The organism is Actinoplanes sp. NPDC051633, assembly GCF_040681735.1.
Lineage (GTDB): Bacteria > Actinomycetota > Actinomycetes > Mycobacteriales > Micromonosporaceae > Actinoplanes.
The window spans coordinates 1-2249 of record NZ_JBFAZH010001225.1 but is presented as its reverse complement, the minus strand read 5'-3'; the positions used below and the strand labels follow the sequence as shown (position 1 = coordinate 2249).

Annotated in this window: 2 protein-coding genes; both read right to left on the bottom strand. The window is 71.2% G+C overall.

The genetic code is table 11. The annotated features are described in order from the left end of the window. On the bottom strand, nt 1–1153 hold a 1153-nt coding region (locus AB0M20_RS39310), incomplete at its 3' end, for a serine hydrolase domain-containing protein (protein WP_364306119.1). Between the two features lie 44 nt (nt 1154–1197). Next, the gene (locus tag AB0M20_RS39305; RefSeq protein WP_364306117.1) at nt 1198–2160 is read right to left on the bottom strand and encodes an NAD-dependent epimerase/dehydratase family protein; all 963 of its coding nucleotides are present in this window, start codon (nt 2158–2160) and stop codon (nt 1198–1200) included. Nucleotides 2161–2249: the final 89 nt, after the last annotated feature.

Here is a 2249-nt window from a genome sequence, read left to right as displayed (position 1 = left end):
GGAGACCGGTCTGCGATTCGCCGCCGGCGACGAGTGCGTGGTCGACCTCGATGGTGGTGTGGGACATGCCGAGCGGCTCGAACAGCCGGGTGCGCATCAGGTCCGGGTAGCTCATGTGAGCTGCCGCCGCGACGGCCTGCCCGGCAATGGCCGACGCCAGGGTGGAGTACGCGTATCGGCCACGGCCATCGAGCGTCTGACTCCTGGTCTCCTCGGTCATCTGCGCGCTGTCCGCGGTCAGGAAGTTCCGGCCCAGCGGCGCCGCCCAGGCGGCGCGGCGCAGGGTGGCGGCGCCGAACTCGGCGTAGCCGGACGTGTGGGTGACGAGCTCGTGGAGCGTGGCGGTGCCGGCCGGTGAGCCTTTCAGCTGCGGAAGGTAGGTGGCCACCGGGGCATCCATGCGGATTTCGCCGCGGCGGACGGCGTCCGCGATGACCAGGCCGGTCATCGCCTTGGTCATCGATCCGACCTCCATCACCGTCGTGTCGTCGGCGCCGATGCCGGCCAGCCGTACCGGCTGGGCCTCGTTCAGGTCGACCTCGGCGACCGCGACGTCGTGGTGGCCGGCCAGCGTCCCCTGGCGTTCTTGCTGGTCCAGGTGCGCCAGGACCATCTGGTCGCCGTTTCGGACGCCTGCCAGGCTCGGCGACAACGCCCAGGACACGACCGCGACGGTCACCGCCCCCACGAGCACGGTCAGGACCAGGCGGCGGGAGGCGATGTAGGTGCCGGCCAGGACGACGAGCATGAGCAGCGTCTTCCAGCTGTCGTCGGCGTACCGGCCGTACCGGGGGCCGCTCAGCGACAGCAGCACCATGGTCGCGGGGATCGCGATCAGGACCGCGGCGACCAGCAGCTTCCCCGCCCAGCCGTGGGCGAACGAAGCAGTGTCACGGACCAGCAGCGTCTGCAGCGGCCGGCGCCGCACCAGGATGTGGAACGCCGCCAGCAGCGGCACCGCCAATAACACGAGATCAAGGAACCCCAGCCCCAGCAGGTAGCCGGACACGAACCAGGCGGCGACCACGCCGATCCCGGCGGCCGCCTCCACGATGCGGCGGCGGCCGACGGAGGCGGGGCGAACGGACGGGAGTGGTTGGTTGGACGGGGCCGGTGTGGGCGTGTCGGGGAGAAGGTTCTGGGTGGAAGACATCAGTCGCACCTTTGTGCGTAGGAGGACGGCGCCCGCCGCGGCGGTCAGGCGCGCCTGGCTGCTGACGCAGGCGTTCGGTAGGTGGCGACGGTGTCGGCGATGGCCTGGTCGATCGGGGTGGCGTGGGCGTCGAGGTGGGTGGAGATCTTGCTGCTGTCGACGATGAAGGGCTCGTCGAACTGGTACTGCATCTCGATGAGTTCACGCACGGTGGGATTGGCTAGGCCGACGACGCGAAGCAGCAGGGCCGGCATGACGCGCAGCTTGGTGCGGGGTTGGCCGGCTTGTTGGTAGACGGCGTCGACGAGCTGACGTGTGGTCCGCGTGGCGGGGTCGTTGGGCAGGTGCCATACCTGCCCGGGGGCGTCCGGGTGTTCGCCGAGGACGGCGAGGCCCTCGCCGATGTCCGGGATGTAGGTGTAGGTGTGCGGTTGGTCGGCGTCGCCGAGCACGGTGGCGGTCTTGCCGGCTATCGCCGCGGGAAAGACCCGGTCGCCGAGGTTGGACTGGGCGCCGCCGCGCGGGCCGAAGTAGTCCGAGGCGCGGCCGATCGCGACCTGGACGCGCCCGGCGCGGTGTGCGGCGAGGAGTTCGCCGGCCATCCGGGCACGCAGGCGCCCTTTGGTGGTGTGGGCGGCGTCAGGACGGTTCTCGGTGAGTGGTCGGCCGTTGGGGCGGCCGTACATGTAGACGTTTTCCATGCTGACCAGGCGGGCGCCGGTGGCTTGGGCGGCGGCGAGTACGCCGGCCTGCAGCGGGGGCCACTGCGCCGTCCATTGGTGGTAGGGCGGGTTGAGGGTCTGGTAGAGAACGGCGGCGCCCTGCGCGACGGCGCAGGTGAATGCGGAGTCACGGGCGTCGCCGGCGACAACTTCGACGTCGTCGGGTACGCGGGCGTGGCCGGAGCGGTTCACGAGCCGGACGGACTCGCCGCGCCGGCGCAGGGCGTCGTAGGTTGCCAGGCCGATCGCGCCGGTGCCGAAGATGATGTGCCGCGGGGTGGTCATGCTGTCGCCGCGATGGGGGTGCCGGCTTGCTGTGGGTCGGTAGCGGGGCGGTACGGCAGCAGCCGGTGCAGCAGGAGTCCGGACAGCGC